The sequence below is a fragment of the Streptomyces sp. NPDC048637 genome (assembly GCF_040650675.1).
In the GTDB taxonomy this organism is placed as follows: Bacteria; Actinomycetota; Actinomycetes; order Streptomycetales; family Streptomycetaceae; genus Streptomyces.
Window position 1 is genome coordinate 1 of the sequence record NZ_JBEZHQ010000039.1, and the last position, 26,134, is coordinate 26,134.

Consider the following 26,134-nt stretch of genomic DNA (forward strand, 5'->3'; position numbering starts at 1 on the left):
TAAAGCGAAGCAGTCCCACACCCCTGCCCCTCCGGCCCGTCACCGCACCCCGACAGCCCCGCGCAGCGGCCCCGCCCGCCGCAGGCGCAACGGCGAGAAACAACCACGGCGGGACAGCCGAAAACGTGGGAAGCGGACCAAACGCAACGGCGAGAAACAACCACGGCGGGACAGCCGAAAACGTGGGAAGCGGACCAAACGCAACGGCGGGAAAGCCCCACGGCGGGAGAGCCGAAAACGTGGTGCGGGCCACCCGCCACCGCGCGCTGGCAGACTGGAACCATGCCCATTCACGAAAACCTGCTCGGGGGACCGCCCCCGACCCATCTGCCCGACGATCCCGAGCCCCGCGAGCTGCTCGCCGCGGGCACGGCACCGTCCGATGTCGCCGCGAAGTACCCGACTTCCTCCCTGGCCTGGGCGCAGCTCGCGGACGACGCGTTCGAGGGGGGCCGGGTCGTGGAGTCGTACGCCTACGCGCGCACCGGTTACCACCGCGGACTGGACTCGCTGCGCCGGGCGGGCTGGAAGGGCCACGGCCCGGTGCCTTTCGAGCACGAGCCCAACCGCGGCTTCCTCCGGGCGCTGCACGCCCTCGCCCGCGCCGCCCAGTCGATCGGTGAGCAGGACGAGTACGAGCGCTGCATGACCTTCCTGCGGGAGTCCTCGCCGACCGCGGCCGACACCCTCTCCTGACGGGCCGCCGCCGGTCCCCGTGCCGGGGCCGTCAGTGCTCCTGCCGGGGAGCGCCCAGGTCACAGGGCCGGCCGCGTGATCGCGGTCGGCCCTTGCGCGGTCGCTGCCCAGCACGGATGATTTCAGTGGGCCGGGCCATCCCGTGCCCGAGGGGACCGGGGCTCCCGAGCCGACGAGGAAGGGGCGGACCGCTACCCGGTAGTTCGCACCTGAGGAGTCCCTCATGTCGCAGCCGTCTCCCATCGAACCCCCGGACCGCGGGTCGACCGCGTCCGCCGTGGGCCCGGTACCGGCCGACGCTGCCGAGTCCGACCCGCCCTTCGCCCCGAATCTGGGCATCGGCAGCAACAGCACGACCCCGTACGAGGACTATGTCCAGGCGGGCGTCCTCACTCATCTGCAGCACCCGCTCTCCGACGACCCCGGCGAGATGGTCTTCCTGGTCACCACCCAGGTCATGGAGCTGTGGTTCACGGTCATCGTCCATGAGTGGCGCACCGCGGCCGAGGCGCTGCGGCGCGACGATCTGCCGGTGGTCATGGAGGCGCTGCGCCGTTCCACCTACGAGCTGGAGGCGCTGAACGCCGCCTGGAAGCCGCTCGCCCGGCTGACCCCGGCGCAGTTCAACGCCTACCGCAGCGCGCTCGGCGAAGGCTCCGGTTTCCAGTCGGCGATGTACCGGCGGATGGAGTTCCTGCTCGGCGAGAAGTCCGCGTCCATGCTGGTGCCGCACCGTGGTGCGCCGCGGGAGCACGCCGAGCTGGAGAAGGCCCTCCAGGAGCCCAGCCTGTGGGACGAGGTACTGCGGATGCTCGCCCGGCGCGGCTGGGCGGTCCCCGAGGCCGTGCTGGAGCGGGACCCGGCGCTGCGTTACGAACCGGACCCGGCCGTCGAGGCCGTCTGGGCCGAGATCTACGCCGGTTCGCAGGAGTCCGAGCTGGTCCGGCTCGGCGAGGTACTGACCGATGTCGGCGAGCTGATCCGCCGCTGGCGCAACGACCATCTGGTCGCGACCTGGCGGGCGATGGGAGCAAAAATGGGTACCGGCGGTTCCGCGGGAGTGGCCTGGCTGGAGAAGCGGGCCCGCAAGAGTGTCTTCCCCGAGCTGTGGACGGCGCGAAGCCATGTCTGAGACCTCCGGATTCCCCGAGGCCACCGGCCGCACCGAGCCCTCCGGGGCCCGTGAACAGGCCGTGCGCGCCGCGGAGTTGGACGCCGCCGATCCGCTCGCCGCGATCCGCGACCGCTTCGTCCTCGACCCCGCGCCCGATCACGCGTCCGGCGATGCCGATGTCTATCTCGACGGCAACTCCCTCGGCGCGCTGCCCCGCGGGGTGTCCGACCGCATAGCCGATGTCATCACCCGCGAGTGGGGCCGGCTGCGCATCCGGTCCTGGAACGAATCCGGCTGGTGGACCGCGCCCGAGCGGATCGGCGACAAGATCGCCCCGCTGATCGGGGCGGGGCCGGGCCGGGTGGTGGTCGGCGACTCGACCAGCGTCAACCTCTTCAAGGCCCTGATCGGCGGCGTCCGCATGGCCGGCAAGGGCTGCACGGAGATCCTGGTCGACGCCACGACCTTCCCGACCGACGGCTATATCGCCCGGTCCGTGGCCCGGATGACCGGTCTCGCGGTGCGGCCGGTCGAGCCCGCGCGGATCGCCGACGAGGTCACCGAGCGGACCGCGCTGGCGCTGGTCAACCACGTCGACTACCGCACCGGGCGGCTCAACGACCTGCCCGGCATCACCCACGCGCTGCACTCCGCGGGCGCGCTCGCCGTCTGGGACCTGTGCCACAGCGCCGGCGCCCTGCCGGTCGGCCTCGACGCGCACCACGTCGACCTCGCCGTCGGCTGTACGTACAAGTACCTCAACGGCGGCCCGGGTTCGCCCGCGTACCTCTACATCCGCGAGAGCCTCCAGGAGCGGTTCGAATCGCCGCTGCCGGGCTGGAACTCGCATGCCGATCCGTTCGCCATGGACCCCTCCTACGCCCCGGCCGAGGGCATTCTGCGCGGCCGGGTCGGCACCCCCGACATCCTGTCGCTGCTCGCCCTGGAGGCGGCGCTGGAGGCCTGGGACGGGGTGTCCATCGAGGAGGTCCGCACCAAGAGCCTCGCCCTGACCGACTTCTTCCTGGAGTGTGTGGCGGCCTATGTGCCGCCGGGCCGGGTGCGTTCCGTCACGCCGTCCGACCATCAGTGGCGCGGCAGCCAGGTGTCGCTGGCGTGTTCCCCCAGGCTCTCCGCCGCGGACGCGCAGGGCGGCACCCCGCTCGCCGGTGAGGTGATGGACGAGCTGATCCGGCGCGGCGTGGTCGGCGACTTCCGCCACCCCGATGTGCTGCGCTTCGGCTTCACTCCGCTCTACACCTCCTTCGCGGACGCGGAGCGGGCGGCGCGGGTGCTCGGTGAGGTGCTGGGGGCGCTGCCCGATGTGGAGTCGGGGGCGTCCGGGGCCGCCGGGTGAGGGTGGCGGACGAGGAGTCGGCGCTGCTGGGGCTCGCCCCGGTGGCGCCGGACCGGACGGTGGCGTACGGACCGCATCCGGACCAGATCGTCGACGTCTACGCGCCGCGGGCGGGTGACGGCGGGCGGGCGGCGGTCCGCGGACCGCTGGTCGTCCTGCTGCACGGCGGGTTCTGGCGGGCCGCCTACGACCGCCGCCATCTCTCGCCGCTCGCCGCCGAGCTGGCCGGGCAGGGGATGCCGGTCGCGCTCGCCGAGTACCGCAGGGTCGGCGCGGGCGGCGGGGCGCCGCAGACGTTCGAGGACGTGACGGGGGCCGTCGGGGCGGCGTACGCGGCTCTGGCGGACACCGTGGCCGACCAGGACCCCGCCGTGGTCCTGGTCGGGCACTCGGCGGGCGGTCATCTCGCGCTGCTCGCCGCCGCCCGCCCCGGCACCCCGGTGAGCCGCGTCCTCGCGGTCTCTCCGGTCGCCGACCTCGCCCGCGCCCATGAGCTGGGCCTGAGCGCCGGCGCGGTCGCCGAGCTGCTCGGCACCGGGCCCGGCTTTGCGGAACGCCTCGCCGCGGCCGATCCGGCGCGCCATCCGCCGGCCGGTATCCCGGTCACGATCCTGCACGGCACCGACGACCCGGACGTCCCCGTGGACCTCTCCCGCCGCTACGCCGCGCGGAGCCCCGGCACCACGGACCTGCGTGAGCTGCCCGGCGTCGGCCACTACGCCCCCGTCACCCCCGGCAGCCCCAGCTGTCACACACTTGTCGGTTACCTGAACCGACCATGTAGTACTTGAGGCGGAGCTCACCAGATCCTCACTGGTGGGGACGCCCGCGACGACCGCCGTTGCTTACCGTTGTCAGCGTGAACCAGAGGACCCAGAAGCAGGACTCGTTGCACTCGGAGGCACGGATAGCCCATGGCGTGCTGCACCGGCTGCGCCAGGACCTGTTCGTCGACGCCTTCGCCTTCCGCCCGATGCCCCCACTGGAAGATGCCAAGATCTCCCGGTGGGTGCCGTGGCTGCCCGAGCGGCTGCGAGGCTGGGCGCGCTGGCTGCCGCATGTGACCGTCGGCTTCTTCTCGGTTTTTGTCCTCCTGGTGGATCTGGCCAGCTCCGGCCCCGGACCGCTGCACGGCATGGTGGCCGCCGGCTTCGCCCTGCTGCTCGCCGCGCCGCCGATGCTCACCCTCTTCCGCCCGGTGGGCGCCTACTGGCTGTCGTTGGCCGCGTTCGCCGTCGGGGCGTTCGCCGAGGCGGGCACCCCGTACGCCAACCTCTTCGTGAGCGGCGCCTTCCCCACCCACGTCATGGTGATGGTTCTCGTGGTGCTGCGCACCCGGCCACGGCTGGCCATGGAGATGTGGCTGGTCACCTTTGCCACGGCGGTCGTCCTGACGGTGCTCACCGGCACGGACGCGGGTGACATGCCGCCGGTGGCGGTCTTCTGCGGAGTGGTGCTGATCTCCGCCGCCGCGATCCGTGCCTGGCGCGAGGAGCGCCAAGAGGTCGTCAAGACGCAGACCGTCACCGAGGAGGAGCGCACCCGGCGGACGCTCCTGGAGGAGCGGGCCCTGATCGCCCGCGAGCTGCACGATGTGGTGGCCCACCACATGTCCGTCATCGCCATCCAGGCCGAGGCGGCTCCCTACCGCGTCAAGGACACCCCGCCCGAGCTCGCCACGTCCTTCGCGACGATCCGGGAGAACGCCGTCGCCGCGCTCGCCGAGCTGCGCCGCATCCTCGGTGTGGTGCGCTCCGCGGACCCGGACGCCTTCGCCGAGAGCGACCCGGAGGCCCCGCAGCCGACGCTCGGCCACCTCGACTCGCTGCTCGACAGCGTCCGCAGTGCCGGGCTGACCGTCGAGGCCGTGGTCACCGGTTCGCCCCGGCCGCTGCCGCAAGGCGTCGAGCTGTCCGCGTACCGGATCGTGCAGGAGGGGCTGAGCAACGCGCTGCGGCACTCGCCGGGCGCCGATGCCCGGGTGGAGATCTCCTATGTGCTGGGCGGGCTGGGTGTGCGGATCGTCAACGGTGCGCCGAGCCGGCTGGCGAAACCGTCCCCCGGGGCGGGGCACGGTGTGCTGGGCATGCGGGAGCGGGTACAAATGCTGGGCGGCGAAATGACGGCCGACCACACCGAGGACGGCGGCTTCGAGGTCGCGGCGTTCATCCCGGTGGCGAACACGACGGGCGAGACCAAGGCGGGGGGAGCGCGCGCATGATCCGGGTATTGATCGTCGACGATCAGGTGATGGTCCGGGAGGGCTTCTCCGTCCTGCTCAACGCCATGCCGGACATCGAGGTCGTCGGGGAGGCGGTCGACGGCCGCGAGGCGGTGCGCAAGGTCGCCGTCCTCAAGCCCGATGTCGTCCTGATGGACATCCGGATGCCGGAGATGAACGGCCTGGAGGCGACCCGCGAGATCGTGGCCGCCGACGAGGCTGCCAAGGTCCTGGTGCTGACCACCTTCGATCTGGACGAGTACGTCTACCAGGCGCTGCGCTCGGGGGCCAGCGGCTTCCTCCTCAAGGACGCCTCGGCCGGCCAGCTCGCCGACGGCGTCCGCATCGTCGCCTCCGGCGAGGCGCTGCTCGCCCCGACCGTCACCAAGCGCCTGATCTCCGAGTTCTCCCGCCTCGGCACCCCCCGCGCCCCCGCCCAGGAGCGCATCGCCGATCTCACCGAGCGCGAGACCGAGGTCCTGGTGCTGGTCGCCCAGGGCCTGTCGAACGGGGAGATCGCCGAGCATCTGGTGGTCGCCGAGTCCACGGTGAAGACGCATGTCAGCCGCATCCTGGTGAAGCTGGGGCTGCGCGACCGCACTCAGGCCGCGGTGTTCGCGTACGAGGCGCGGCTGGTGACGCCGGGCGGCTGAGTGCCCGGGACGGGACGCGTGAGGGCTGCCGGCGGACGGGTCCGGCCGGCGGCCCGGCACGCCGGCCCTTACGGCTGCGGGACCTCCCGCACCAGCTGCGAGCTCCAGGGGCACCAGATCAGTCCGGGCAGGAACGGGCCGCCGGCCTCGTCCAGATGCTCTTCGACATAGGGCGTGGTGGCGTCACAGACCTCGATGGCGAAGTCGAAGAAGTCGATCGTCTCCGGGCGGAGATGGAAGCTCCAGCGCCAGTTGTACGGGGCGGGGCGCTTGTCGATCCGGCCGATGACATGGGGCTCCGAGCTGGTCGCACCGCTCAGCAGATCCCGGGCGTGCTGGATCTTGCGCGGGTCGGTGAGCTTGATGACGAATTCCTCGCGGGTGACGTCGGTCATCACGAAGTAGGCCGCCGCGTCGGCCCGGGTGCGCTGCGCCGCGTCGCTCGTCTGCTGCCCCTGGGCGGGTCCGGCCGCCGTGACGGCGAGCAGTGCCGCCGCCGCGAGAATGCCGATCTTGGTGGTGATACGTCGCATGAACCCCTCCGGTGCCGCGGGTCGTGGTCACGACCGTGCACACGGAAAGTAACGGGTGGGTCACCAAGTGCTCCAGAGTTACTGCGAGTTATTACACCGCCAGGTGAAATGGCGAACAGTTACTGGCGGTTGGTCACGTCATGTGCTGTATCCACACCCTGTGGACAGTGCGGTGCCGCCGCACCACCGCGTACGGAAGTGCGCCGCCGGAGTCCGCTACAGCTCCGACGGCGCACGTCTCCAGGGGCGGCCGGCCGTGGGGCGACGGGCCGCCGGGGTGCTCAGCCGATGTCGCGACGGCGCACGCCCACCAGGCCCACGAGGGCGAAGAGGGCGGAGAGCGCCAGCAGCCAGACGAACGGGGCGGCGGTGGCGTCGGCGCCGGGGAGCTTGGGGAGATGGCTGTACGGGGAGAGATTCATCGCCCACGCAGGGAGCTTGAGCGCGGGGCCGATCCAGCCGACGGCCAGGCAGCCGCCGACGAGCGCCCAGACGGCGGCGGTGGCCTTCGGGAACAGCCCGAAGACGAGGACCGCCAGACCGGTGAGCGTCCAGACCGCCGGGACCTGGGAGAGCGCGGCGGTCAGTACCGGGCCCAGTTGGCCGCCGACGTCGTCGACCGAGACGCCGTACGCCAGGCCCAGGGTCAGGCCGCCGAAGGCCAGGATGACGACGGTGCCCCCGTATGCGACGGCCAGATGGCTGCCGGCCCAGCGGAGCCGTCCCACCGCGCCGGCCAGCACCGGCTCCGCGCGCTCCCCGGTCTCCTCGCCGCGCAGCCGGAGCACCGCACCGGCCGCATAGAGCGACGCGACCATGCCGAGCAGCCCGGTCATCGTGGCCAGGAAGGCGTCGGTCAGGCCCTGTTGGCCGCCCATCCGCTCGACGATCTCGCGGGTCTGCTGATTGCCGCCGACCAGGTCGGAGGCGCCCTTGGCGATCCCGCCGAAGAGCGCACCGGCGCCCAGGAAGCCGCTGGTCCAGCCCAGCAGGGTGGTGCGCTGGAGCCGCCAGGCCAGGCCGAACGGGCCGCTCAGGGAGCGCGGGGCGACGGCCGGTCCGGGGCGGGCGGGCAGGAAGCTCATGCCGAGGTCGCGGCGGGCGGTCAGGGCGTAGGCGGCGGAGACGGCCAGGGCGGTTGCCGCCAGGGAGAGCAGGAGGGTCCACCAGCGTTCGCCGGCGTACGGGCGGAGGTTCTCCGACCAGCCGATCGGTGAGAGCCAGGTGAGCGGGGAGGAGGCATCGGCCGTCGCGGCGTCGCCCGCGGCGCGCAGCGCGAAGGCGAGGCCCAGGACCGCGCCGGTCAGCCCCTTGGCCAGCCGTGCGCTCTCGGTGAGTTGGGCGGCGATGGCGGCCAGGCCGGCGAAGAGCGCGCCGGTGCCGCCGATGGCCAGGCCGAGGGCGAGCGAACCGGCGGCCGGCCGGCCGGACAGGGCCGCCGCGCCCACGATCAGCACCGCGAGCAGGGCGTTGGCGGTCAGCGCGGTCAGCAGGGCCGCGGTCAGCGGCGCCCGGCGGCCCACCATGGCGGCGGAGAGCAGCTCCTGACGGCCCGTCTCCTCCTCCTCGCGGGTGTGCCGGACCACGATCAGCAGGCTCATCACCGCGGCGAGGACGGCCCCGAAGCCGGCCATCCGCCAGGCGACCAGCCCGCCGAGGGAGTCGCTGAAGACCGGTCCGTACAGCGCGCGCATCGAGCTGTTGTTGTTCATCGAGGCGGCCAGTCCGGCGCGCTCGGCGGCGGTGTCGTAGACCGCCTCGAAGGACGAGCCCGTGGCGGCGACGGTCAGGCCCAGGGCCAGCACCCAGGCCGGGATCATCATCCGGTCACGGCGCAGCGCGAGGCGCAACAGGCTGCCGGTGCCCGCCAGATGACGGGGGCGTGCGGTGCGGGCGGGAGGGGCCGCGGTCACGGCGGTCATCGTGCGACCGCCTCTTCGGTGCGGGCGCCGTCCTGGTAGTGGCGGAGAAAGAGCTCCTCCAGGGTGGGCGGGGTGCTGGTGAGGCTGCGGACGCCGGAGGTGCCGAGCGAGTGGAGTACGGCGTCGAGCTTGTCGGTGTCGACCTGGAGGCGGACGCGGTGGCCCGCACTCCCCCGGATCGGCTGGGTGGACAGGCCGTGGACGCCGGGGAGCGCGGCCAGCCCGTTGGGCGGGCCGGCGAGTTCGGCGATGACCGAGGTGCGGGTCAGATGCCGCAGCTCGCCCAGGGAGCCGGATTCGACGGTCCGTCCCTTGCGGATGATGCTGACGCGGTCGCAGAGCGCCTCGACCTCGGACAGCACATGGCTGGAGAGCAGGACCGTACGGCCGCGGTCGCGCTCCTCGGCGACGCAGTTCTGGAAGACCTCCTCCATCAGCGGGTCGAGCCCGGAGGTCGGCTCGTCGAGGATGAGCAGATCGACGTCGGAGGAGAAGGCGGCGACCAGAGCGACCTTCTGACGGTTGCCCTTGGAGTACGTCCGCCCCTTCTTGGTGGGGTCGAGTTCGAACCGCTCCAGCAACTCGGCCCGGCGCGCGGTGTCCAGTCCGCCGCGCAGCCGGCCGTAGAGGTCGATGACCTCACCGCCGGAGAGATTGCGCCACAGGGTCACATCGCCGGGGACATAGGCGATCCGGCGGTGCAGCTCGACGGCGTCCTGCCAGGGGTCCTTGCCCAGGAGCCGGGCCGTGCCGCCGTCGGCGCGCAGCAGGCCGAGCAGGACGCGGATCGTCGTGGACTTGCCGGCGCCGTTGGGCCCGAGGAAGCCGTGTACCTCACCGGCCGCCACCTGCAGATCGAGGCCGTCCAGCGCATGGGTGCGGCCGAAGGACTTGTGGAGACCGTCGACCCGGATTGCGGGGGCGGTGGAGATTGCCGTGGTCATGATTTTGAAGCTACGCTAACTTCACAAATTTGTGAAGTTAAGAAACCGTATAAACTTGGGGTGGGTGGCTCTGATCAGGGGAGATGATGCGGATATGAGCGAGCAGCCACAGCAGAGTGCGGACCGGACGGACGACACCCGCCAGGACGGCGATGACGGCCGGCGCGATGACGAAGCGGTCTCGCAGTTCGTCGAGCGGTTCGCCTCCCAGTTGGTCGACGCCGGGATGCAGCGGATGTCGGCCCGGGTCTTCGCCTGTCTGCTGGCCTCCGACTCCGGTGTGCTGACGTCCGCCGAACTCGGCGAGCGCCTCCAGGTCAGCCCGGCCGCCGTCTCCGGCGCGATCCGCTATCTCGCCCAGGTCGACATGGTCAGCCGGGAACGTGAGCCCGGTTCCCGCCGCGACCGCTACCGCGTGCACAGCGACCAGTGGTACGAGGCCATGGCGCGCCGGGACAACATGCTCACCCGCTGGGAGGGCACCCTGCGCGAGGGGGTCGAGAGCCTCGGCGAGAACTCCCCGGCGGGCCGCAGGATGGGCGAGACGCTGGTCTTCTTCGAGTTCCTGCAGGAGGAGCTCGCCGGGCTGCTGCAGCGCTGGCGCGAGCACCGCGACCAGCTGCGGGCCGAGTTCGAAAGCGCCGGCCGCTGAGCTGCCGGGCGGCGCTCAGCCCCGCGGCAGCTGCAGCCGCCAGGCCGCCGGCTGCACGGTCCACGTACGGGTCCTGACCGGCCCGCCGACCACCGCATCCGCCCGGTAGTGGAAGTCCGCGCCGGACACCGTCACCGCCCGCGCCCGGGTCCGTACCGGCCGTCCCCCGCCCGGCCAGTGCACCACGACCTCGGCCAGCTCACGGCCGTCACCGGCAGCGGCACCCGGCCGCGGCCCGTCCGTCCCGGTCTGGCCGCCGGGCACCACCGACACCCCGCGCACCGGCCGGTCCAGATCCGCCAGCAGTACGCCGTCCGCCTCGATCCGCAGCCGCTGCCCCGGCACCCGGGCCCGCCGTGCGCCCAGTCCGGCCGCCGGTGCCGCCAGCAGCGCCAGCGCCGTACGGGCGGTCCGCGCGGCCGGCCGCCACCACGGCCGGGGCCGGTCGAGGCCGTCCGCCAGGCCGCCCCGTCCGCCCAGGGCGTCGGCCGGGTCGACGGGGGCCGGTGCCGGGGCCGTCCCCGGCACGTACGCCCCGTGCCCCAGCCGGGTCGCCTCGCTCCCGCAGGGGATGCGCAGGCCGCCCAGCACAATGCCGTCGCTGTCGTCCGTGAGCAGATCCATCGGCCGCTCCCCGCCGTCCAGGACGGCCCGCGCGGCGGCCACCGTGTCCGTGGGGACGCCCAGCGCGCGGCTCAGCGCGACGGCGGCCGGGGCGCCGACCGGGACCATCGACAGCGGCACCGTGGCCAGCTCGCGTTCCTTGTGCAGCAGGCCCACGACCCGCAGCAGTGTCCGGTCGTCACCGATCACCACCGGCCGCCGGTGTCCGCGGCGGGCGAGCATCCGCGCGAATTCCTCCGGCCCCTCGGGAAGACAGATTTTCGCGCCCGCGCCCGCGCACAGGACATCCTTCGCGATCCGCACGGACTCGCCGTCCGTACTGCGGGCGACCGGGTCGATGACCACGAGCAGGGGGTACCCCCGAACGGAGTCCACGGGAGAGTGCCCAGAAGGCTGCGCCGACACCTCGGTCCTTCCTCAGGTAGCATCTCGGTGCAAGAGCCCCTTGCGCTATTGCGCCAGGGGCTTCGTCTATTCCGGGGCACCGGTCCGACGGCTCTAGCGATGACGTACGCGTGAACAGGCACGCCGACGCCATCCACGCACGTTGGACATGCCCCGCCCGGAAGGGGTGTACGCCTGTGCCCGCACTTGTGCTGCTCGGTGCTCAGTGGGGTGATGAGGGCAAGGGAAAGGCCACCGACCTGCTCGGTGGATCCGTTGACTATGTGGTGCGCTACCAGGGCGGCAACAACGCCGGCCACACGGTCGTCGTCGGCGACCAGAAGTACGCGCTGCACCTTCTCCCTTCCGGAATCCTCTCGCCGGGGTGCACCCCGGTCATCGGCAACGGTGTCGTCGTGGACCCGGCGGTCCTGCTCTCCGAGCTGAGCGGACTCAACGAGCGCGGCGTCGACACGTCCAAGCTGCTGCTCAGTGGTAACGCGCATCTGATCACGCCGTACAACATCACCGTCGACAAGGTGACGGAACGGTTCCTCGGCAAGCGGAAGATCGGCACCACCGGGCGCGGTATCGGCCCGACCTACGCCGACAAGATCAACCGCGTCGGTATCCGCGTGCAGGACCTCTATGACGAGTCGATCCTGGAGCAGAAGGTCGAGGCGGCCCTCGACGTCAAGAACCAGCTGCTCACCAAGCTCTACAACCGCCGCGCCATCGAGGCCGGCCAGGTCGTCGAGGAGCTGCTGGGCTACGCCGACAAGATCAAGGGCTATGTCGCCGACACCACCCTGATCCTCAACAAGGCGCTCGACGACGACAAGGTCGTGCTCTTCGAGGGCGGCCAGGGCACGCTGCTGGACATCGACCACGGCACGTACCCCTTCGTCACGTCCTCGAACCCGACCGCGGGCGGCGCCTGCACGGGTGCGGGCGTCGGTCCCACGAAGATCAGCCGCGTTATCGGCATCCTCAAGGCCTATACGACGCGCGTCGGCGCCGGTCCGTTCCCGACCGAGCTCTTCGACGAGGACGGCGAGGCGCTGCGCCGCATCGGCGGCGAGCGCGGCGTCACCACCGGCCGGGACCGCCGCTGCGGCTGGTTCGACGCGGTCATCGCCCGCTATGCGACGCGGGTGAACGGCCTGACCGACTTCTTCCTGACGAAGCTCGACGTGCTCACCGGCTGGGAGCAGATCCCGGTCTGTGTCGCGTACGAGATCGACGGCAAGCGCGTGGAAGAGCTGCCGTACTCGCAGACCGACTTCCACCACGCCAAGCCGGTCTACGAGATGCTCCCCGGCTGGTCCGAGGACATCACCAAGGCGAAGTCGTTCTCCGACCTCCCCAAGAACGCCCAGGCGTACGTCAAGGCGCTGGAGGAGATGTCCGGCGCCCCGATCTCCGCCATCGGCGTCGGCCCCGGCCGCGACGAGACGATCGAGATCAACTCGTTCCTGTCCTAGGGGCACCGCCCGGGGGACCTCCGCGGCCCCCGGCAAGCGCAGCAGACAGCCGCGCGGCTACTTCACCCTGGAGTAGCCGCGCGGCTGTCTGTCGTCGCCCAGGAACTCGCGGTGCAGGGTGCCGTCGCCGCCCAGACTGAGCACGGAGGTGCTGCTCGGTGTGCAGCCGGGCGCGGCCCGGTCGACGACCGACGGGCCGGCGGTCAGCTTGCCGCCCTCCACCGCGTAGAGGGCGGCGTGCGCCGTGCAGCGGCCGCCGCGGCCGACGACGACGGTGCTGAGGACCGTGCTGCCGGGCGGGGCCTGCTTGACGGTCAGCTGCTGGCTGCCGTAGCCGTCGTCGTTCGGCCGCTGCCAGGTGCCGAGGAAACCGTCCGGGACGGTGCCGTCGGCCGGGGCGACGCGGTGCAGCGTCGCGGTGCGCCCGGCCGCGGCCCAGGTCAGGGTGCCGCCACCGCCCTCCTCCAGGGTGTGCTCGCCCAGCGCGGCGCAGCGGCCGGCCGGGACGGAACGGACGACCTTGGTGTCCAGCCGCAGCGCCGGGTGCCCGTCCTGCCGGGTGACGGACACCAGCTTGCCGTCGCTGCGGCATTCGTAGGTCGCGCCGAGGCTGGTGCTGTTCGCGACCACCTCGCCGACCGTGCCGTGGGTGATCACGAACCGCCGCTGCTGCCCGGTGGGTTCCCCGTCCCGCAGCACCGGCCCCGACCAGGTGCCGACATAGCCGGCCGGGATGTCGGACGCGCTGCCCTCGGCGCCCGCGCCCTCGCTCAGCAGCGGCACCGCAGCGGCGGCCGTGGCGGCCGCGAACACGGCGGTGGCGATGACGGGAAGCCAGCGACGGCGGCGGCGCCGCTCCGTCGCGGTGGGCGGCGGGGGCGGTGCCGGGCTGGGCGAGACCCTGGTGGTCAGCAGCGTCGGCGGCTGGCCTCCGGGCGGGGTGTCGGTGTCCAGGAGGAGGACGGCGTGCTGCCCCAGGCGCGCGATCAGCTCGGCCGGCAGCCAGGGCGCGGCCGACGGGCCCCCGGGCACCGGCCCGAGACGTTCGGCGAGCTCCTCGGGGGTGGGCCGCGCCGCCGGGTCCTTGGCCAGGCAGTCCAGGATCAGACCGCGGATCCCGTCCGGTGCCGCGGCCACGTCCGGCTCCTCCTGCGCGATCTTGAACATCACCGCGTGGACGCCCGAGGCGGGATTGCCGAACGGCTGCCGCCCGGTCGCCGCGTACGCCAGCACCGAGCCCACACAGAAGACATCGCTGGCCGGGGCGACGCGCTGCCCCGTGACCTGCTCGGGCGACATGAAGCTGGGCGAGCCGAGCACCGTGCCGGCCCGGGTCTGGGTCTGTTCCCCGACCGCGTCCAGGGCCCGCGCGATACCGAAGTCGATGACCCGCGGCCCGTCGATGGTGAGCAGCACATTGGACGGCTTGAGATCGCGGTGCACCAGGCCGACCCCGTGGATGTCGCGCAGTGCGCAGGACAGTCCGTACGCCAGCCGCCGCAGCGAATGCTCCGGCAGCGGGCCGTAGCTGCCGGTACGGGTGTACGAGCCGACGACCTCGCTCAGTGTGGGGCCCGCGATATATCCGGTGGCGACCCAGGGGACCGCGGCCTCGGTGTCGGCGTCCAGCACCGGCGCGGTCCAGCGCCCGCCGACCCGCCGTGCGGCCGCGACCTCGGCGCGGAAGCGGTCCCGGAACTCTTCCTCCACGGCGAGTTCGGCCTTCACCAGCTTCACCGCGACGGTCCGGCCGCCCTCGGAACGGGCGAGGTAGACCCGCCCCATTCCACCGCTGCCGAGCCGGCTGAGCAGCCGGTAGTCCCCGATCCACTGCGGATCGTCGGCCGTCAGCCCCCGCAGGCCGTCCATCGGTGCGCATCCCCCGTCTCGTTGCTGTGCCTGTGCCGCTCTCCGGCGGCAGGCGTCCCGTCCACACGAGAGTAGGCGGCGCGGGTCGTGCAACGGACGCCAGACCGTTACGAGGGGGGAACGATCTGGGTGGCTGCATGCACGGGCCTGCGCCGTCACCCGTCTTCCGGTACGACAGCGCTGAGACCGACCGGTGGGCCCGGGCTGGTGAGCGTGGCCGCCTGTGCAAACGGCCCCCGTCAGGCAGAGACGGGGGCCGTCTATCTGACTTCTGGTCAGCCGTGAATCATCGTGCAGGCATGCTCGGAGTCTCTGGCCTTGACCCCTGCCTTTTGCAAGAGCTTTATGCATGTATTGCGGCGATTACCGTCAGCGGGGTCTCCCGCATAATCGCAAGCCTTGATGGCCTTAGGGCCTATGGGATAGCCCTTTGCTGAAAGCTTCTTTATGCACCAGTAGGCGGCGTCGGAATCCGCTGCGACGACCTTTGCTGACGTTGTCAGCGGCGTGACCTGCAGGCTTTCCGCTGCAGCGCTTCCGGCGGCCGCGACCGGAGTTGCTAGTGCGGTCAAGGTCACCGCCACTGCGGCGAGTGAGCGCTTCGCCTTTGAATTATTCATGCTGCCGCGCGCCGGAACTGGAGCTCATCGAGGGGTGACGGGGAAACGACGGACGCGTGACCAGGCGGTACGGCCGAACTGCCCGCGCCGCGGCGCCGCCGGACGCCGCGTCACCCTGCCCTGGCGGCCGTCACCCCGCCTGGCTGGCCGTCACCCCGTCTGGGTGGCCGTCACCCCGTCTGGGTGGCCGTCACCCCGTCTGGGTGGCCGTCACCCCGGTCCTGCGGTATGACAGCGCCTTCCCGTCGTCGGAGACGCGGCGCAGCTTTCCGCCCACCAGCTCCAGGGTGCTCGACTCGCCGGGGCTGCAGCCGGACGGTCCGGAGACCACCGTGGACGGGCCGAGGCGGACCGGGGGACCCGGGCTGGTCAGGGTGGCCGCGAACGTGCAGCGGTAGGCCGGCCCGGTCGCCGTCATCGTCAGCACGGTGTCACCGGTCGTGCCCTGGGTGAGCGTGAGGCGCCGGGCGTTGAGGGAGGAGCCGCCGAGGGTGGTCTCCCAGGTGCCCAGGTAGTCCGTGGGAATGCCCCCGTTCGTGGCGGGCCGCGCCGAGTCCTTGCCGGTGCCGCCCGTCGCGTCCTCCGCCCGTACGCCGTCGTCGTCGCCGTGGAGCACGGTGTACGCGGTGGCCGCACCGGCCGCGCCCAGCACCAGTGCCACCGCGGCGAACAGGGCGGCACCGGCACCACGGCGACGGCGCGACGCCGCGGCCGGGGCGGGCACCGGGGCCGCGGGGTCGTGGTGCTCGCGGGCGGCAGGTGGCGCGTACGGCGCCGGACTTGGCGCGACGGGGCGCGGGGGCGGCGTCGCCGGAGTGTGGCCCGGTGCGGGCGTGCGCGAGACGGCGGTGGGCAGCGCATGCACCCCGGGGTCCTGGGAGAAGGCCGACGGGGCCGCGGACGGTGCGCCGCTCAGGTCGCCGCCGTGCGCGTTCCCCGCACCCTGCGGGTCCTCCGCCTCCAGCAGCTCCACGGCATGCCGCCCCAGCCGGGCGATCAGCGCCCCCGGCAGCCAGGGCTCGTCGTCCGTGCCCGGCCCGTCCCCGGTGCCGCCCGCCGCCTGCGCCACCAACTCCGCGGGCGTGGGCCGCTGCCCGGGGTCCTTGGCCAGGCATCCGGAGACCAGCTCACGCAGCCCGTCAGGCAGTGCGGAGAGGTCGGGCTCCTCCTGGGCGATGCGGTACATCAGCACATGCGCGATGCTGTCCTCCGTGCCGAACGGCTGCCGTCCGGTCGCCGCGTAGGCCAGTACGGACCCGAGGCAGAAGACGTCGCAGGCCGGGGTCAGCGGCTCACCGCGCACCTGCTCCGGCGACATGAAGCCCGGCGAGCCGACCGACGTGCCGGTACGCGTCACCCCGTTGCCGGTGACCGCCTCCAGCGCCCGCGCGATACCGAAGTCGATGACCCGCGGCCCGTCGATGGTGAGCAGCACATTGGACGGCTTGAGGTCGCGGTGGATGATCCCAGCGGCATGGATCGCGCCCAGCGCACGGGCCAGCCCGGCGGCCAGGATCCGCACGCTCCGCTCGGGCAGCGGCGTGCCGCTGCCGCCGACGACCCGCTGCAGGGAGGGGCCGGCGATATAACCCGTGGCGACCCAGGGGGTCTCGGCCTCGGTGTCCGCGTCCAGTACGGGCGCCGTCCACTCTCCGCCGACCTGCTGCGCCGCCCGTACCTCCCGCCGGAAGCGGGCCCGGAACTCCTCCTCGCCGGCCAGCTCCGTGCGCACCAGTTTGACCGCGACCGTACGGCCACGGTCCGAACGGGCCAGGAACACCCGCCCCATGCCGCCCTCGCCGAGCCGCCCGAGCAGGCGGTAGTCCCCGATCCACGGCGGATCCTGCGCACCCAGCGGCCGCAGCCCTCCGGGCCGCTCCGCGCGCCCCGGCCGTCCCAGCTGCTCAGCGCGTATTGGCTGTTCCACGATCCCGTCGCCCTTTCCCCCGAAGCCGCCCCGCGGGTGCGTGGACGCCGGCGCCTCCGCACCCGGTGCTGCCCGCGCCACTCGTCCGCGGTGAGGATATCGAGCGCCCGCCGCGGCCCGGCAGGCCCGTCGGCCTCTCAAGCCTCCGTGCCCGGTGGGGCCTTCGGCGGGCCGGACAGCTCGTCCAGCGCCGCCGACAGCTCCTCCAGCGCGGTGGCGACCCGCCGGAACTCAGCTGACCCGCCGAGCTGTTCCCGCAGCCGGGCGGCGAACTCCCCATGGCCGGGGGTGATACGGGCGACGGCGGCCCGGCCCTCCTCGGTCGGGGCGAGGAGTTTGGCCCGGCGGTGCGCGGGATTCGGCCGGTATGCGGCCAGGCCGCGGGCCACCAGGAGGTCGGCGATGCGCTGCACGCTCTGGCGGGTGATGCCCATCGCGCGGGCGATACCGGCGACCGGCAGCGGCTCGGGCAGGACGGCGCCCAGGACCTGCCACCAGGCGGCGGTCAGCCCGGCCGGACCGGCGAGGCCGTCCGCGACGGAGAGGAACTGGCCGTTGAGCCGGAAGACGGCGAGGGCGGTACGGCTGAGGAGCTCCGGGGCCTGGGGGCCGTCGGTTGCCAGGGGCTCGGTGGACCGGGGCCCGCCGGGCCGGGGCGCGCTCATACGGGCCCGCCCTCGGAGCCGGCCTCGGCCCCGCCCTCGGCCTCGGAGCCGGCCGCCCCCGCCGTCATCAGCACGGGGAAGGCATCGGCGTCGGAGTGGGCGAACAGGCGGTACCAGGCGTCCAGGATCCGCGGCTCCATGACGTCGAGTTCGGCGAAGATCTCCCGGGCGAAGGCCACCGGCGCGGTCGGTCCCGCGGTGATCAGACCGCGGGCGCGCACCGCCTCGGCCTCGCGGTAGTGGTCGCCGCCCCGGTAGCCGGGCTGCGCGGCGAGGTACGGGGCGGCGCCGCTGGTGTGCGGACGGTCGTCCAGCAGACCTGCCCGGGCCAGCCCCGCGGTCGCGCCGCAGATCGCCGCGACCGGCACCCCGGCGGCCAGGAACTCCCGGGCCTTGGCGGCGAACGGCACCAACTCCTCGCCGGTGTCCCACAGTTCGGCGCCCGGGAGGATCAGCAGCGCACTGTCCTCGGGGCGCAGGGCGTCGAGCGCGAGATCGGGCACGATCCGCTGCCCGCCCATGGTCGTCACCGGCCGGCCGGTGGTGGCCGCGACGGTGACCACGTCGTATGCGCCCTGCGCCGGGCGGAAGTAACTGCCGCTGCGGAGATGGCCGATGGCGTGGCCGTACTCCCAGTCGGCGAGCGTGTCGTAGGCGGCGAGGTGCACGGTGCGCGGGGTCATGAGAACTCCTTGGCCGACAGCGAGCCGGAAACCCGGTCCGCCGTTCCCTGTGTCTCGATGACAGCATGCTGCCCTTTCGGCAGCATGCTGTCAATCAATCTCTGGATGCCGCACCGGACCGACTGTGGCCGGTATGCACCGCTGACGGATGTCCCTTTCCACGTCCCGGAACTCCCCCGGGAGGCGGAACGTAGAACGCGTACCGCGTCCCGCATACCGCGCCCCGCAGTACGCCGCACCGCCCACACACGACAGCACAGCACCCCCGTCCCGCCCGCTCCCCGTCCCGCCCGCTCCCCGCCCCCGTCCGCCCGTTCATCCGCCTGTCCATCCATCCATCCATCCGCCCGCCCGCCCGCCAAGGAGTCCGTGTGATCCCCGCCGTACGCGCCCTCGCCCGCGCCGCCATGGCCGCGCGCCCCGTGCCGCTCGCCGAGGTCCAGGCGCGCGCCGAACTCCGTACCCGCTTCGACCGCAGCTACCTCGTCCCGGTCGACGTCTTCGCCGCCTTGGCGGCCGGACTTACCGGCCACCACAGGCCGGGCGGCCCGTTCGCGGCGCTGTGCGTCAACGGACGCCGCTGGTTCCGCTATCACTCCGTCCACTACGACACCCCCGATCTGCGGTCCTTCCACGACGCCCGGCAGGGCAACCGACGGCGCTACCGGATCCGCGAGCGGCGCTACACGGACACCGGGGAGCGGCAGTTCGAGATCAAGCTGACGGGACGGCAGGGCGAAACGGTCACCCACCGCCGGCCACTGCTGCCGGATGCCGCGCCCCTCGGGGCGTCCCCGCGCGGCTTCCTCGCCTCCGTACTGGACCGCTCCTACGGCATCGCGGCCCCCACCCCGCTGCTCCGCACCATCGAGACCGAGTACCTGCGGGCCACCTTCGTCGCGGACGGGCAGCGCATCACCTGCGATGCGGCGCTGCTCTGCCGGGACCCGGCGACCGGCCGGACGCTACGGGCCGACGGCGGACTGCTCCTCGTCGGGACCCGGACCGCCGGCCGGCTGACGGAGGCCGACCGGCTGCTCGCCGGCTTCGGCATACCGGCCACCGGATTCACCAAATACTGCGGCGGGTTGGCGGCGCTGCGCCCGGACCTGGTCGGCGGCCACTGTCCGCGCACGGTACGGGCGGCGTTCCCCGCGGCCGGCTGATGAGGGTCGTCGGCAGCCCTCCGCACGGAGGCACCGCCACCGGCGCAGGAAGCCCGCGATTCCGGACAGAGTGTCCGTAAGCCGTGGGTGGAGTCACACACACTGTCGGTACCGGGCGCCGGGCGGTGATCCCTAGTCTGAGGGCGTTCGCCGCGACCGTCCCCGGCGGACCCGAGCGACCCGATCCGAGGTACTGACCGTGACCACGACGCCCTCCGCCTCCGCCGCCGACCCTGCTGCCGGGGCAGCCGTGAAGGCAGCCGACCGCGCACACGTCTTCCACTCCTGGTCCGCGCAGGGCCTGATCGACCCGCTGCCGATCGCCGGCGCCGAGGGGTCGTACTTCTGGGACTACGACGGCAACCGCTACCTCGACTTCTCCTCGCAGCTGGTCAACACCAACATCGGCCACCAGCACCCCAAGGTCGTCGCGGCGATCCAGGAGCAGGCCGGGAAGCTGTGCACCATCGCGCCCGGCTTCGCCGTGGACGTCCGGTCCGAGGCCGCCCGGCTGGTCGCCGAGCGCACCCCCGGCGACCTCGACAAGATCTTCTTCACCAACGGCGGCGCGGAGGCCGTGGAGAACGCCGTCCGGATGGCCCGGCTGCACACCGGCCGCACCAAGGTGCTGTCCGCGTACCGCTCGTACCACGGCGCCACCGCCACCGCGATCAACCTGACCGGCGACCCCCGCCGCTGGCCCTCCGACACCGCCTCGGCGGGCGTGATCCACTTCTGGGGCCCGTTCCTCTACCGCTCGGCCTTCCACGCCGAGAACGAGGCCCAGGAGTGCGAGCGCGCCCTCGCGCACCTGGAACAGACCCTCGCGTTCGAGGGCCCGCAGTCGATCGCGGCGATCATCCTGGAGACCGTCCCGGGCACCGCCGGGATCATGGTCCCGCCGGCCGGCTACCTCGCCGGGGTCCGCGAGATCTGCGACCGCCACGGCATCGTCTTCATCCTCGACGAGGTCATGGCGGGCTTCGGCCGCACCGGCCACTGGTTCGCCGCCGACCACTTCGGCGTCACCCCCGACCTGCTGACCTTCGCCAAGGGCGTCAACTCCGGCTATGTCCCGCTGGGCGGCGTCGCGATCAGCGCCGAGATCGCCGCCACCTTCGACCAGCGCCCCTACCCGGGCGGCCTGACCTACTCCGGCCACCCGCTGGCCTGCGCCTCCGCCATCGCCACCATGAACGCGATGGCCGAGGAGCGGATCGTGGAGAACGCCGCCGACATCGGCGAGCGGGTCATCGGTCCCGCGCTGCGCGAGATCGCCGACCGCCACCCGTCCGTCGGCGAGGTCCGCGGCCTGGGCGTCTTCTGGGCCCTGGACCTGGTCCGCAACAAGGAGACCCGCGAACCGCTGGTCCCCTACAACGCGTCCGGCGCCGCCAACGCTCCGATGGCCGAATTCGCGGCGGCCTGCAAGCGCGGCGGTCTGTGGCCGTTCGTGAACATGAACCGGACGCATGTCGTCCCGGCCTGCACGGTCACCGAGGCCGAGGCCAAGGAGGGCCTGGCCGCCCTCGACGAGGCCCTGACGGCGGCCGACGCCCACACCGTCTGAGCCGCCGGCCGCCCCTGGCCCGCGGTCGGAACCGCAGGTCACGGGCGGTGCGCGCGAAATGTTCAGGGCCACCTCGACCGGTCGCCCGGCGCGGTCCTCGCCTATCGTGGGCGGGGGCCGCTCCCCTTTGCGCGGTCATGGACGTCTAAGGAGACGCACACGATGGCCGCCGGCGGAGACAGCTCAGTCATACGACGCAGCACCCTGCGCCAGCAGATCGCCGATGCCCTGCGCGACGAGGTCCTGGCCGGCCGGCTGCCGTCCGGCCACCCCTTCACCGTCAAGGAGATCGCCGAGCAGTACGGCGTCTCCGCCACACCGGTGCGCGAGGCGCTGCTCGACCTGTGCGCCCAGGGCCTGCTCGACGTCGAACAGCACCGCGGCTTCAAGGTGCACGCCTTCACCGCCGAGGACTTCCGCGCCATGGTCGAGGCCCGCACCCTGATCATCGAGGGCATCTTCCGCAGCGGCGCCGACCAGGCGCTGCGCACCACCTCCGCGGGCGTGCTGATCTCCATCCGGCGCCGCGCCGACGAGGCCGAACGGGCCGCGCGGGCCGGCGACCTCGACGTCCTGATCGGCTACGACCTGCGGTTCTGGCGCGAGCTGAGCAGCATCGTGAACAACGCCTACATCAGCGACTTCCTCGACCGGATCCGCGTCCAGACCTGGATGTTCGCGGTGCCACTGCTGCGCCGCAAACCGGATCTCAAGGGGCTGCTGTGGCAGGGCCACAGCGCGCTGGCCGATGCCCTGATCCAGCATGACCTGGCCGCCGCCCAGCGGCTGATCGCCGAGTACAACGAGCACTCACTCGCTCTCGTCGGAACGCGCGGCTAGCACTACGCTGTCCCGACCATCGGCCGTAATGGGCCGTACCCGTAGCTGTACGTGCGCCGGTGTCCCTGTCCCCGACCGGAAGCGAGCCCACACTCGTGGCATGTGACCTGTGGCTGGTACCCCTCGTCGATGTGCTGTGCCACAGCCCCGACAACCCGTTCTCCGAAGAGATCGCCGCCTACGACAAGGCCCTGACGGAAGCGGGCCTGCCACCGGTCCCGGTCTTCAGCTATATGCCCGGCCTGTCCGGTGACGTCGCCCCCGTCGCCGGCTTCGACTACGACGCCCTGCACTTCCTGCGCCGCGCCTACCTGCTGCGGCTGTGCGGCCTGGAGGTGACTCCGGTCGACGAACTGGGCGGCGACTACGAGCAGTTGCTGGAGATGTTCGAGGCCACCGCGCAGCAGTCCCACCTGGTGTGGCACTACGACCACGCGGGCGCGTACGTCCCGGTCGACTTCCCGCACCCGCTCGCCAACGAGGAGCTGCTGGAGGGCGGCGGCCCGCTGGGCTCCTCGCACGGCCTGCTGCGCGACCTCGAACTGGTTGCGCCATCCCTCGGCATCGATCCGGCCAATCCACCCGCCGCCCCCGCCCCACCGGCCGGCCCCACCTCTCTGGACGAGCGGGCGGGCGCCGCACCCCTGGACGACAGCCCCTTCGCCCGGGAACGCCATGTCTGGCTAGGCCTCCACGCCGCCGCCACCAGAAGCCTGGCCCAAGGCTCCATGATCGTCTTCAGCTGACCCCCAGCACTCTCTGCCGCGCACCCGCCGCCCAGCACTCTCCGCCCAGCCCCCGCCGCCCCTCACCGACCCCACCCACGCCCCTTCCCCAACCCAGCCCCCTTCCCCAACCCAGCACCCTTTCCCCACCCACCACCGTTTCCTCGCCCACCACACCTTTCCCACCCACCACCTTTTCCCCACCCACCCACGGGAGGGGACGGGCCGGAGGGGGAGGGGTGTTGGACGTAAAGCGAAGCAGTCCAACACCCCTCCCCCGGAGGCCCGTCACCGCACCCCAACAGCCCCGCGCAGCGGCCCCGCCCGCCGCAGGCGCAACGGCGGCATAGCCGAAACGTGCCGAGGCCCACGCAGCGGCCCGGCCCGCCGCAGGCGCAACGGCGGTACAGCCGAAACGTGCTGAGGCCCGCGCAGCGGCCCGGCGCGCCGCAGGCGCAACGGCGGCGAGCCCACAAGCCCAACCGAGCCACAGCCCGCCCCGCGGACATCGCCCGCCGCAGGCGAAACGGCGAGAAGCCCCCACGGCGGGCCACCCGAAATCGTGGGAAGCAGACCAAGCGCAGCGAACCCGCGCAACGGCGAGAAGCCCCCACGGCGGGCCAGCCGAAAACGTGGGAAGCAAACTCACCGCGGCGCCTCAGGCGGCCGCTGCCGAGGCATGTTCGGCCGCGCCCGGTGCGGCACCGCAAACCGCCCCGGCACCCCCGAGCCCTCCTGCCGCGGAGCCATGGCGGCAGAGCCGCCCCCGCCCCCGTCCGCGGCGAAGCGCAGCGCATCGGCGCGGAACTCCGCCATCCAGTCGGCCGTTTCGGCCCGCACCAGCTCCCCGAGGTCCTCGTTGAACCGCCGCAGCACCCTCAGACAGCGCTCCGCCGCCTCGCCCGCCGTGCCCTCGGCCGGCCCGAGCACCTCCCGTACGCTCTCCGTCGCCCAGTCGAACTGCAGCGCCTCCAGCCGCCGGTGAATCGCCTGCGCGGTCGCCAGGTCCCGCATCCAGCCGGCGGTCACTCCGAAATACCGGTCGCCGCCCACACACACCGCCGCCAGCAGCAGCGACAGACAGCCCCAGGACGCCCCGCCCTTCCAGACCCCGGCGAGATCCAGCAGCGGCAGCGCCCCGCCCACCGTGACCCCGGCCGCGGCGCCCAGCCGGAGTGCCCGCGCGCCGCGACGCTTGGCCAGCCGGTCGTGCAGGTACCAGTCGGCGGCGCGTAGCGCGCCCTCCTCGGTCCAGAGATAGAGCGCGTCCAGGCGGTCGGCCGGTTCCCCCCAGTCGCCGAGCGGGAAGACCCGTCCCGCGAGGTCCCTCCGGCCGGGGCCCCGGCCGCGGCTCTCCCGAGTGGGGCGGCTGCTCTCCCGAGGGGGTCCCTCGGGCTGCATCTCCGGCTGACTCACCCGTGCACTCCCTCTCTCCGCTCTCTACAGATACGTGCGGTGCACGCGTGACATACGGGACGGCCGTTGCGCGCGCAGCCCCCTTCCTACCGCCGAACGGCTGGCGTCGGCCCCACGATCACGCTCTTTCCGCCCGGAAGTGGTGCGGGATCGGGTATAAGGCCGCCGGGCATCTCACCCGAAAGAGTGGCCAACGCGGTGACGCACGGTTTCCGGCCGCCCCGGCGCCGCTCGCCACCCGGGCCCGGCCGACGTCCGGGAGTCCGGGGCTCTCGTCTAGGCTGCCACCGTGAAGGTCCTCGTCATCGGCGGCGGCGCCCGCGAACACGCCCTGTGCCGCTCTCTGTCCCTCGACCCCGACGTCACCGCGCTGCACTGCGCTCCCGGCAACGCCGGCATCGCCGAGGTGGCCGAATTGCACGGGGTCAACGCCCTCGACGGCACGGCCGTCGCCGAACTCGCCGTCGGCCTGGAAGCCGATCTGGTCGTGGTCGGTCCCGAAGCCCCCCTGGTGGCGGGCGTCGCGGACGCCGTACGCGACCGCGGCATCCCGGTCTTCGGCCCCTCGGCCCAGGCCGCCCAGCTGGAGGGCTCCAAGGCCTTCGCCAAGGACGTGATGGCCACCGCGGCCGTCCCCACGGCCCGCAGCTATGTCTGCACCACCCCGGAAGAGATCGACGAGGCCCTGGACGCCTTCGGCGCGCCGTACGTCGTCAAGGACGACGGGCTGGCGGCCGGCAAGGGCGTGGTGGTCACCGAGGATGTCGCGGCCGCCCGCGCCCACGCGCTGGCCTGCGACCGCGTGGTCATCGAGGAGTTCCTGGACGGCCCCGAGGTCTCTCTCTTCGCGGTCACCGACGGCGAGACCGTCGTCCCGCTGCAGCCCGCCCAGGACTTCAAGCGGGCCTACGACGGCGACCAGGGCCCCAACACCGGCGGTATGGGTGCGTACAGCCCGCTGCCCTGGGCCGACCCCAAGCTGGTCGACGAGGTCATGGCCACCGTCCTGCAGCCCACCGTCGACGAGCTGCGCCGCCGCGGCACCCCGTTCTCCGGGCTGCTCTACGCGGGCCTGGCGATCACCTCCCGCGGGGTGCGCGTGATCGAGTTCAACGCGCGCTTCGGCGACCCGGAGACCCAGGTCGTCCTCGCCCGCCTCAAGACCCCGCTCGCCGGCCTGCTGCACGCCGCGGCCACCGGCACCCTCGCCGCCCTCCCGCCGCTGCGCTGGAGCGACGGCGCGGCGGTGACCGTCGTCATCGCCTCCCACAACTACCCGGACACCCCGCGCACCGGTGACCCGATCGACGGCCTCGCCGACGTCGTGGCGGAGGACGGCCCCAAGGCGTACGTCCTGCACGCCGGCACCAAGCGCGACGACTCCGGCGCGGTGCTCAGCGCGGGCGGCCGGGTGCTGTCCGTCACCGCCACCGGCTCCGACCTCACCACCGCCCGGCAGCGCGCCTACCGGGCCGTCGGCCGGATCTCCCTGGACGGCTCCCAGCACCGCACGGACATCGCCGCCAAGGTCGCGGACGACGCCGCGGAGGCGCAGGGCGCCTAGGTGCCCGGACAGCACCCCCAGGGCGTGCCCGATGGGCCGGCCTGAGCCCGCGGCGCCTGGCGCCGCGGGCTGATCCACGCCGGCCCATCGGACAGCTCCTGGCCGCGACGGCGCGCGCGGTGCATAGGCATGCCCGTCGCGCCCGTCGTGGTCGGTGACATCTCCCCTGGGACACATGGCACATACCGTGGCATATGCCCCAGGCCTGTGGGTGCATACCGGGCCGAATCGCCCGCGGCCCCTCCCCTTCCGGCACCGGTTCCCGGCTTTGCCCAAAGCCATTCCATCGAGTGACCGCACCAAGTAACCGGCTGACGAGACGAAAACCCCCAACTAGGGTGCCGCGCAAGCGTCCTGCGGTGGCCGTGCCGGATTCCGGCACGGCGATCACGGTGGCGTCCGGCAAGTGGCTCACCGGCATTGCGATGTCAGTGGCCGGTGCCACAGTGGGTGGGGAGTGAGCTCGCTCCACACAACGCGCAATTCTCGTACGTCCGTCCCGTGT

At 72.8% G+C, this 26,134-nt stretch carries 23 protein-coding genes; 13 read left to right on the forward strand and 10 right to left on the reverse strand.

All coding sequences use genetic code 11. The features are described 5' to 3' along the window. The first annotated feature begins 282 nt into the window (after positions 1-282). The 6 genes from AB0C46_RS33020 to AB0C46_RS33045 all read left to right on the forward strand — a co-directional run bounded on the left by AB0C46_RS33020 (position 283) and on the right by AB0C46_RS33045 (position 6,041). Entirely contained in the window at positions 283-696 is a 414-nt protein-coding gene (locus AB0C46_RS33020; RefSeq protein ID WP_362832379.1) for a DUF3151 domain-containing protein, read from the forward strand. Between the two features lie 223 nt (positions 697-919). Next, positions 920-1,828, forward strand: coding sequence for a tryptophan 2,3-dioxygenase family protein (locus tag AB0C46_RS33025; protein ID WP_362832380.1), 909 nt, complete (start codon positions 920-922; stop codon positions 1,826-1,828). Next, the gene (gene kynU, locus AB0C46_RS33030; RefSeq protein WP_362832381.1) at positions 1,821-3,167 is read left to right on the forward strand and encodes a kynureninase; all 1,347 of its coding nucleotides are present in this window, start codon (positions 1,821-1,823) and stop codon (positions 3,165-3,167) included. Before AB0C46_RS33025 ends, kynU begins: the two co-directional genes overlap by 8 nt. Continuing rightward, complete coding sequence (locus tag AB0C46_RS33035; protein WP_362832382.1) at positions 3,164-3,958, forward strand: alpha/beta hydrolase; 795 nt, start codon at positions 3,164-3,166, stop codon at positions 3,956-3,958. The genes kynU and AB0C46_RS33035 overlap by 4 nt, the downstream gene beginning before the upstream one ends. Before the next feature lie 68 nt (positions 3,959-4,026). After that, the gene (locus AB0C46_RS33040) at positions 4,027-5,388 is read left to right on the forward strand and encodes a histidine kinase (RefSeq protein ID WP_362832383.1); all 1,362 of its coding nucleotides are present in this window, start codon (positions 4,027-4,029) and stop codon (positions 5,386-5,388) included. Beyond that, positions 5,385-6,041, forward strand: a complete 657-nt coding sequence (locus AB0C46_RS33045; RefSeq protein WP_362832384.1) for a response regulator transcription factor — start codon at positions 5,385-5,387, stop codon at positions 6,039-6,041. Before AB0C46_RS33040 ends, AB0C46_RS33045 begins: the two co-directional genes overlap by 4 nt. Positions 6,042-6,109: 68 nt before the next feature. On the opposite strand, the gene AB0C46_RS33050 is transcribed toward AB0C46_RS33045, so the two are convergent. From AB0C46_RS33050 to AB0C46_RS33060, 3 genes are all read right to left on the reverse strand, one after another. Next, on the reverse strand, positions 6,110-6,574 hold the full coding sequence (locus AB0C46_RS33050; protein WP_362832385.1) for a calmodulin-binding protein: 465 nt from the start codon (positions 6,572-6,574) through the stop codon (positions 6,110-6,112). 281 nt (positions 6,575-6,855) lie between these two features. Next, complete coding sequence (locus AB0C46_RS33055; RefSeq protein ID WP_362832386.1) at positions 6,856-8,496, reverse strand: ABC transporter permease; 1,641 nt, start codon at positions 8,494-8,496, stop codon at positions 6,856-6,858. Beyond that, complete coding sequence (locus tag AB0C46_RS33060; RefSeq protein ID WP_362832388.1) at positions 8,493-9,440, reverse strand: ABC transporter ATP-binding protein; 948 nt, start codon at positions 9,438-9,440, stop codon at positions 8,493-8,495. Before AB0C46_RS33060 ends, AB0C46_RS33055 begins: the two co-directional genes overlap by 4 nt. Positions 9,441-9,534: 94 nt before the next feature. Between AB0C46_RS33060 and AB0C46_RS33065 the strand changes: the two genes are divergently transcribed. After that, complete coding sequence (locus AB0C46_RS33065; RefSeq protein ID WP_362832390.1) at positions 9,535-10,092, forward strand: MarR family transcriptional regulator; 558 nt, start codon at positions 9,535-9,537, stop codon at positions 10,090-10,092. A 15-nt stretch (positions 10,093-10,107) separates the two neighbouring features. Here AB0C46_RS33065 and AB0C46_RS33070 read toward each other — a convergent pair whose 3' ends face one another. Next, positions 10,108-11,061 (reverse strand): diacylglycerol kinase family protein, encoded by a 954-nt coding sequence (locus AB0C46_RS33070; RefSeq protein ID WP_362832391.1) that lies wholly within the window; start codon positions 11,059-11,061, stop codon positions 10,108-10,110. A gap of 236 nt (positions 11,062-11,297) precedes the next feature. Here AB0C46_RS33070 and AB0C46_RS33075 point away from each other — a divergent pair, with 236 nt between their 5' ends. Next, positions 11,298-12,584, forward strand: a complete 1,287-nt coding sequence (locus AB0C46_RS33075; RefSeq protein ID WP_026170160.1) for an adenylosuccinate synthase — start codon at positions 11,298-11,300, stop codon at positions 12,582-12,584. A gap of 57 nt (positions 12,585-12,641) precedes the next feature. Here the strand turns inward: AB0C46_RS33075 and AB0C46_RS33080 are convergent, their stop codons facing one another. The 5 genes from AB0C46_RS33080 to AB0C46_RS33100 form a co-directional block, all read right to left on the reverse strand. Beyond that, on the reverse strand, positions 12,642-14,453 hold the full coding sequence (locus AB0C46_RS33080) for a serine/threonine-protein kinase (protein ID WP_362832393.1): 1,812 nt from the start codon (positions 14,451-14,453) through the stop codon (positions 12,642-12,644). Between the two features lie 275 nt (positions 14,454-14,728). Beyond that, positions 14,729-15,037, reverse strand: a complete 309-nt coding sequence (locus tag AB0C46_RS33085) for a hypothetical protein (protein WP_362832394.1) — start codon at positions 15,035-15,037, stop codon at positions 14,729-14,731. Positions 15,038-15,263: 226 nt separating this feature from the next. Continuing rightward, a complete protein-coding gene (locus AB0C46_RS33090; protein ID WP_362832395.1) occupies positions 15,264-17,000 on the reverse strand; it encodes a serine/threonine-protein kinase in 1,737 nt (578 codons plus the stop codon). Between the two features lie 137 nt (positions 17,001-17,137). After that, positions 17,138-17,665 (reverse strand): MarR family transcriptional regulator, encoded by a 528-nt coding sequence (locus AB0C46_RS33095; protein ID WP_362832397.1) that lies wholly within the window; start codon positions 17,663-17,665, stop codon positions 17,138-17,140. Then, positions 17,662-18,348, reverse strand: a complete 687-nt coding sequence (locus AB0C46_RS33100) for a DJ-1/PfpI family protein (protein ID WP_362832399.1) — start codon at positions 18,346-18,348, stop codon at positions 17,662-17,664. The genes AB0C46_RS33095 and AB0C46_RS33100 overlap by 4 nt, the downstream gene beginning before the upstream one ends. Before the next feature lie 371 nt (positions 18,349-18,719). Between AB0C46_RS33100 and AB0C46_RS33105 the strand changes: the two genes are divergently transcribed. The 4 genes from AB0C46_RS33105 to AB0C46_RS33120 all read left to right on the forward strand — a co-directional run bounded on the left by AB0C46_RS33105 (position 18,720) and on the right by AB0C46_RS33120 (position 22,670). After that, positions 18,720-19,514: a VTC domain-containing protein gene (locus tag AB0C46_RS33105; protein WP_362832400.1), complete on the forward strand. Its 795-nt coding sequence runs from the start codon at positions 18,720-18,722 to the stop codon at positions 19,512-19,514. Between the two features lie 199 nt (positions 19,515-19,713). Further along, entirely contained in the window at positions 19,714-21,084 is a 1,371-nt protein-coding gene (locus AB0C46_RS33110) for an aspartate aminotransferase family protein (protein ID WP_362832401.1), read from the forward strand. A 162-nt stretch (positions 21,085-21,246) separates the two neighbouring features. Further along, positions 21,247-21,924, forward strand: a complete 678-nt coding sequence (locus tag AB0C46_RS33115) for a GntR family transcriptional regulator (RefSeq protein WP_362832402.1) — start codon at positions 21,247-21,249, stop codon at positions 21,922-21,924. 95 nt (positions 21,925-22,019) lie between these two features. Next, entirely contained in the window at positions 22,020-22,670 is a 651-nt protein-coding gene (locus AB0C46_RS33120) for a hypothetical protein (protein WP_362832403.1), read from the forward strand. 624 nt (positions 22,671-23,294) lie between these two features. On the opposite strand, the gene AB0C46_RS33125 is transcribed toward AB0C46_RS33120, so the two are convergent. Then, positions 23,295-24,065: an SLATT domain-containing protein gene (locus tag AB0C46_RS33125; RefSeq protein WP_362832405.1), complete on the reverse strand. Its 771-nt coding sequence runs from the start codon at positions 24,063-24,065 to the stop codon at positions 23,295-23,297. 289 nt (positions 24,066-24,354) lie between these two features. Between AB0C46_RS33125 and purD the strand changes: the two genes are divergently transcribed. After that, entirely contained in the window at positions 24,355-25,629 is a 1,275-nt protein-coding gene (purD, locus tag AB0C46_RS33130) for a phosphoribosylamine--glycine ligase (protein WP_362832406.1), read from the forward strand. The last annotated feature ends 505 nt before the right edge of the window (positions 25,630-26,134 follow it).